Origin of the sequence: Aeromonas sp. R1-1, from assembly GCF_040908495.1 — a bacterium.
GTDB classification, from domain to species: domain Bacteria; phylum Pseudomonadota; class Gammaproteobacteria; order Enterobacterales; family Aeromonadaceae; genus Aeromonas; species Aeromonas veronii.
The window spans coordinates 1-4,589 of the sequence record NZ_JBFODV010000183.1; the positions used below are offsets into that span (position 1 = coordinate 1).

The following is a 4,589-nucleotide window of genomic DNA, read 5'->3' on the forward strand; positions in this document are numbered from 1 at the left end:
GGCCATCGTCAGCTCGTCGGTGAGCTGGCTGCCGCTGCCACGAGCCGAGGCCTATGGCGCCTCCAAGGCGGCCCTCGACTATCTGGCGGATACCTTGCGCCTCGATTTGGCCAGCAAAGGGATCGGGGTGACCCTGATCCGCCCCGGCTTTGTCCAGACGCCGCTCACCGCCAAAAATGATTTTCCCATGCCCTGTCTGGTGACGGTGGAAGAGGCCTCCCGCGCCATCATGGACGGGCTGACCGCTGGTCGTCACCAGATCCACTTTCCCCGCCGTTTCATCTGGCTGCTGCGCCTGCTTGGTGCGCTGCCGGTGGGGCTCTGGCTGCGCCTTGGCCGCGCACTCGTATCGAAAGGAAGCCATTCATGAAGAAAAAGATCGCCATCGTCGGTTCAGGGATCTCGGGGCTCACCGCCGGTTTTCTGCTCCACAAACTCCATGACATCACCCTGTTCGAGGCTGCGCCGACTCTGGGCGGTCACACCGCCACTGTCGATGTGAATCAGGCTGGCCGCAGCTATGCCATCGACACCGGCTTTATCGTCTTCAATGATCGCACCTACCCCAACTTCTTGAAGTTGCTGGCACGGATCGGCATGGCGCGGCAACCGGCCGAGATGAGCTTCTCGGTGAAGAGCCCGGAGGGGCTGGAGTATAACGGCCACAACCTCGACACCCTGTTTGCTCAGCGCAGCAATCTGCTGAGTCCGCGCTTCTATGGCTTCGTCGCCGAGATCCTGCGGTTCAACCGGGAGGCGCGGGCCTGGCTGGCGGATGGTCAGCATCAGGGGGCTGGCCCCGAGCTGACCCTGGGGGACTTTCTGCTGGCGGGGGAGTTTAGCGACTACTTCGCCCGCCACTACATCTTGCCGATGGGAGCGGCGATCTGGTCATCGACCCTGGCCGATATGCGCGCCTTCCCCCTTGGCTTCTTCCTGCGCTTTTTTGCCAACCATGGCCTGCTGGATGTGGCCAATCGCCCCCAGTGGTACGTGATCCCGGGCGGCTCGCGGGAATATATCGGCCCCCTTACCGCGGGTTGGCAGTCGCAGATCCGCCTCGCCTGTCCGGTGCAGAGCGTACGGCGGGACGCGGACGGCGTGGTGATCCTGAGCAGTTACGGCGAGGAGCGGTTTGACGAGGTGATCTTCGCCTGCCACAGCGATCAGGCGCTGGCGCTGCTGGCGGATCCCGGCGAGCGGGAGCAGGCCATCCTCGGCGACATGCCCTATCAGGCCAACGATGTCTGGCTCCATACCGATGCCCGCTGCCTGCCCACCCGTCGCAAGGCATGGGCCAGCTGGAACTATCAGCTCGATGGCAATGATGAGGCGCGGCCGCTGGTGAGCTACAACATGAACATCCTGCAGGGGGTGAACTCGCCGGAGCCCTTCTGCGTCAGCCTCAATCCCAAGGGCAAGGTGGATGAGAGCAAGGTTTTGCGCCGCTTCGTCTACCACCATCCGGTGTTCAATCAGGCCTCTATTGCCGCCCAGCAGCGGCGCGCGGAGATCTGCGGCCAGCAGCACACCCACTTCTGTGGTGCCTACTGGTACAACGGCTTCCATGAGGATGGGGTGCGCAGCGCGCTAGATGTCGTCAGGCGCTTCGGAGCCGAGCTATGAACGGCGCCACCGTGGCCACCGAACATGAGCGAACAGACGAACTGGCTGGCGTCACCAGCGCCATCTGGCAGGGCTCGGTGCGCCACCGCCGTTTTGCACCGCGGGCTCACGCCTTCTCCTACAGCCTTTTTATGCTGGGACTGGATCTCGACGAGCTGCCGCAGCTCGATCAGGGGCGCTGGTTCGGGGTGGAGCGCTCGGGGCTGCTTTCGTTTCACCGCCATGACTATCTCAAGGGGAGTGAGGGGAGCCTCAAGCAGGCGGTGTGGCAGAAGGTGAGCGAGCTGGGTGGCGATGCCGAGCCCGAGGGGCGGGTACTGCTGCTCGGCAATGTGCGCTGTCTCGGGTTCTACTTCAGCCCGGTCAACTTCTACTTCTGCTACCGGCAGGGCGAGGCGCGCTATCTGCTGGCAGAGGTCTCCAACACCCCCTGGAACGAGCGTCACTACTACCTGCTGGATTTGGCGGCGCTGGCACCCCATGACAAGGATTTTCACGTCTCCCCCTTTATGGGGCTGGCGATGCGTTATCACTGGCGCATCAGACCGCCCGCGCAGGAGACTCTGATCCATATCGAGAGTCATCCCGTATCCGGTGAAGCCAAGCTGTTTGACGCCACCCTGGCGCTCACTCGTGAACCCTTGTCGCGCAAGGGGCTGGTGGCCCTGCTGGCCCGCTGGCCATGGATGACCATGAAGGTGCTGCTCGGGATCTACTGGCAGGCCCTGCGTCTATTTATCAAACGAACCCCGATTTTTACCCATCCGGAGAGCCGCTAATGGAACTTGCTCAATCAACCCTCTCTGCCTCTTTCATCGACAAGGGGGCAAGACAACTGCTGCTCAATCTGCTGGGTCGCCTCGAACATGGCCAGCTGCTGCTGCGGGATGGCGGTGAGCGCCACAGCTTTGGCGTCGCGGGTACCGATCTGCATGCCGAACTGGTGGTGCAGGATCCTGCCTTCTATCGTCGCCTGTTGCTGGGGGGCAGTATTGCCGCCGGAGAAACCTGGGTGGAGGGGCTCTGGACCAGCCCGGATCCGGTGGCGCTGGTGCGGCTGCTGGCCCGCAATCTGACCCTGCTCGACTCCCTCGAACGGCGCCTCGGCTGGCTCAGTTTCCCCTTCAACAAGGTGCGCCACTGGCTCAATCGCAATACTCTGACCGGTTCGCGCTCCAACATCGCCGCCCACTACGATCTCGGCAATACCCTCTATCAGGGGTTTCTCGACAGCCATATGCAGTACTCGAGCGCCATCTATCCGAGCGCCGAGGCCACTTTGGAAGAGGGGCAGCAGGCCAAGTTGCGCACCATCTGCGAGCGGCTCGAGTTAGGGCCTGACGATCATCTGCTGGAGATCGGTACCGGTTGGGGTGGCCTCGCTGTCTATGCCGCCCGCCACTATGGCTGCCGGGTGACCACCACCACCATCTCCCGGGCTCAGCACGACTATGCCAAGGAGTGGATTGCGCGGGAGGGGCTGGGGGATCGCATCACCTTGCTGCTGGAGGATTACCGCAAGCTGGAGGGCACCTATGACAAGCTGGTCTCCATCGAGATGATCGAGGCGGTAGGCCACGCCTTTCTGCCCGATTACTTCTGCCAGTTGTCACGGCTGCTCAAGCCCGGTGGCCGTCTGCTCATCCAGGCCATCACTATCGCCGATCAGCGCCACGCCCAGTATCTGCGTGGGGTTGATTTCATCCAGCGCTACATCTTCCCCGGTGGTTGCCTGCCGAGCGTCTCCCAGATGGCGGGGCTGTTGGCGCGGGAGACCGACATGCAGCTGGTGCGGCTGCATGATCACGGCCATCACTATGCCCGCACGTTGGCTCACTGGTGCGAGCGGTTTCTGGCGCTGGCGCCCGAGCTGCCCAAGCTCGGTTACAGCCAGGATTTCATCCGGCTGTGGCACTTCTACTTCGCCTATTGCGAGGGGGGATTCTGGGAGCGCACCATCAGTCTGGTACAGCTGGAGGCCGCCAAGCCGGGGCCTGCTGGCTGGTCGGGTGATGTGCCAGTAAGCGGTCACTGACCATGTGGCAGTTGGCTCACCTGCTGGGGTTCAACCTCTACTGGTTGCTGGCGGTGAAGTGGCAGCAGCCGGGCCCGCTGCTGGCAATGTTGCTGCTGCACTTTCTCTTCTCACCCAGCCGCCTGCGTGACTGGCGGCTGCTCCCTATCGCGGTGGCCGGCTGTCTGCTGGATGTCCTGCTCTGGCAGCTCGGCCTGTTCCGGTTTCCTTCCGGTTTTCCCCTCTGGCTGGTGCTGCTCTGGCTTGGTTTTGCTCTCACCCTCTCCCATGGATTGCGCTGGCTGTTGCGCTTGCCTTGCTGGCAGCAGGCGCTGTTTGGCGTATTTGGCGGTGCTTCCTCCTATGTGGCGGGGGCCGCCATGGGGGCAGTAAACTTACCCTGGGGCATCTGGATCAGTACGGCGCTGCTGGCAGTGATCTGGATGTGGTGGTTACCCGTACTCCTGTGGGTAATGGTCAAGCTGGAGGGTGAGTCATGACAAACACCTTTTCGACCGACTCGTTGCTTTTTTCCAAATGGACCAAAGAGAGCCAGCATGAGCTGACTGATCGCTTCTATCTGGTGGTTGCCTGCCAGCGGGATGCGCAGGGGCGGCTGGTGCAGGTGGTGATGCAGGATATCAACACCCTGCAAGAACAGGAGATGGACTGGCATGAACTGGAAGACCCCAACCACTGGCATATGGGGTGGAATTAACTCGCTACTGTTGGCGTTTACGCTCTTGGCTGCAACCGCGGTGCAGGCTTCTTCCGCCCCCTGGCAGCAGCTGCGCCCTGTCGGGCAGGGGGAGATGAACTGGCTCTGGTTCAAGCTCTACGATGCCACCCTCTACAGTGAAAGCGGGCACTATCAGCCCGGTCACTATCCGCAGGCCCTGACCCTCACCTATGCCAGATCCATTGAGCGGGAAGATCTGCTGAGCGCCAC

The 4,589-nt window shown here is 62.3% G+C and carries 6 protein-coding genes and 1 pseudogene; all 7 read left to right on the forward strand.

Annotated features, from left to right (window positions below; genetic code table 11):
- Window positions 1-370: SDR family NAD(P)-dependent oxidoreductase (locus tag AB5Y92_RS11240; protein WP_368226791.1), on the forward strand; the 370-nt coding region annotated here is incomplete at its 5' end.
- Entirely contained in the window at window positions 367-1,626 is a 1,260-nt protein-coding gene (locus tag AB5Y92_RS11245) for an NAD(P)/FAD-dependent oxidoreductase (RefSeq protein WP_368226792.1), read from the forward strand. The genes AB5Y92_RS11240 and AB5Y92_RS11245, both read left to right, overlap by 4 nt.
- Window positions 1,623-2,405 (forward strand): DUF1365 domain-containing protein, encoded by a 783-nt coding sequence (locus AB5Y92_RS11250; protein ID WP_108611956.1) that lies wholly within the window; start codon window positions 1,623-1,625, stop codon window positions 2,403-2,405. The genes AB5Y92_RS11245 and AB5Y92_RS11250 overlap by 4 nt, the downstream gene beginning before the upstream one ends.
- Entirely contained in the window at window positions 2,405-3,661 is a 1,257-nt protein-coding gene (locus AB5Y92_RS11255; RefSeq protein WP_368226793.1) for a class I SAM-dependent methyltransferase, read from the forward strand. Before AB5Y92_RS11250 ends, AB5Y92_RS11255 begins: the two co-directional genes overlap by 1 nt.
- A 2-nt stretch (window positions 3,662-3,663) precedes the next feature.
- Window positions 3,664-4,140, forward strand: coding sequence for a DUF2878 domain-containing protein (locus AB5Y92_RS11260; protein ID WP_368226794.1), 477 nt, complete (start codon window positions 3,664-3,666; stop codon window positions 4,138-4,140).
- Window positions 4,137-4,358 (forward strand): TIGR02450 family Trp-rich protein, encoded by a 222-nt coding sequence (locus AB5Y92_RS11265; RefSeq protein WP_019445887.1) that lies wholly within the window; start codon window positions 4,137-4,139, stop codon window positions 4,356-4,358. The genes AB5Y92_RS11260 and AB5Y92_RS11265 overlap by 4 nt, the downstream gene beginning before the upstream one ends.
- Window positions 4,315-4,589 (forward strand): annotated as a pseudogene (locus AB5Y92_RS11270) (hypothetical protein); the annotation flags it as partial. The gene AB5Y92_RS11265 and the pseudogene AB5Y92_RS11270, both read left to right, overlap by 44 nt.

Excerpts from the sequence above, each read along its gene's own strand:
- AB5Y92_RS11245 (WP_368226792.1), top strand. The coding sequence starts at position 367 with ATGAAGAAAAAGATCGCCATCGTCGGTTCAGGGATCTCGGGGCTCACC.
- AB5Y92_RS11250 (WP_108611956.1), top strand. The coding sequence starts at position 1,623 with ATGAACGGCGCCACCGTGGCCACCGAACATGAGCGAACAGACGAACTG.
- AB5Y92_RS11255 (WP_368226793.1), top strand. The coding sequence starts at position 2,405 with ATGGAACTTGCTCAATCAACCCTCTCTGCCTCTTTCATCGACAAGGGG.
- AB5Y92_RS11260 (WP_368226794.1), top strand. The coding sequence starts at position 3,664 with ATGTGGCAGTTGGCTCACCTGCTGGGGTTCAACCTCTACTGGTTGCTG.
- AB5Y92_RS11265 (WP_019445887.1), top strand. The coding sequence starts at position 4,137 with ATGACAAACACCTTTTCGACCGACTCGTTGCTTTTTTCCAAATGGACC.